A 764-nucleotide genomic window follows, 5' to 3' on the forward strand; every position below is an offset into this window, starting at 1 on the left:
CCCCCCCCCCCCCCCCCCCCCCCCCCCCCCCCCCCCCCCCCCCCCCCCCCCCCCCCCCCCCCCCGCTCCCACAAGGGGATTTGCGGTGTGCCGCAATCACTCGCCGCGAATGTACTGCTCCAACTGGCGAATCAGTTCAGCCTGTTCGGCAATGGCTTCCTTGACCAGGTCGCCGATGGACAGCAAGCCGATCAACTCGCCGTTTTCCACCACTGGCAAGTGCCGCAGGCGTTTTTCGGACATGATGCCCATGCAGGTTTCGACGGTTTGATGGGTGTCCACGGTGATCACTGGCGACACCATGATGTCGCTGACCGGTGTGCCGACAGAGGAGCGCCCCTTGAGCACCAGTTTGCGCGCATAGTCACGCTCGCTGATGATGCCGACGACCTTTCCCTCTTTCAGCACCGGTAACGCGCCGACGTTTTTTGCGGCCATCACCATCAGCGCTTCCAGCACCATTTGATGCGGTGCAATAGAGTGGACTTGCTGATTCTGTTGGGCCTTTAACTTGAGCAGTTGGGCGACGGTTTTCATGGCGGTTTCTCGGGTGTTGTCGTTGTTCTTGAAGAATCGTAGAGACGCGCTCGCAGAGCAAGGCAGAAAGCGGCAGATACCGCGCAAAAAGCGTCATTCAGCGATTTTTCTTTGTAAAAGCCCGCCCCTGATGCCGGTAAGTTAAGAAATTTGAGCGACGAAAATCCTGTGGGAGCGTGGCTTGCCCGCGAAGAATGCACCGCGGTTTTTCAGGTACTACGCGTCAG

Annotated in this window: 1 protein-coding gene; it reads right to left on the bottom strand. The window is 59.4% G+C overall.

What is annotated here, in order from left to right; genetic code table 11:
* Positions 1–96: 96 nt before the first annotated feature.
* Entirely contained in the window at positions 97–537 is a 441-nt protein-coding gene (locus tag AC1RQB_RS28230; RefSeq protein ID WP_063340970.1) for a CBS domain-containing protein, read from the bottom strand.
* Between the last annotated feature and the right edge of the window lie 227 nt (positions 538–764).

It is taken from the genome of Pseudomonas sp. GW822-FHT02E03 (genome assembly GCF_058802325.1).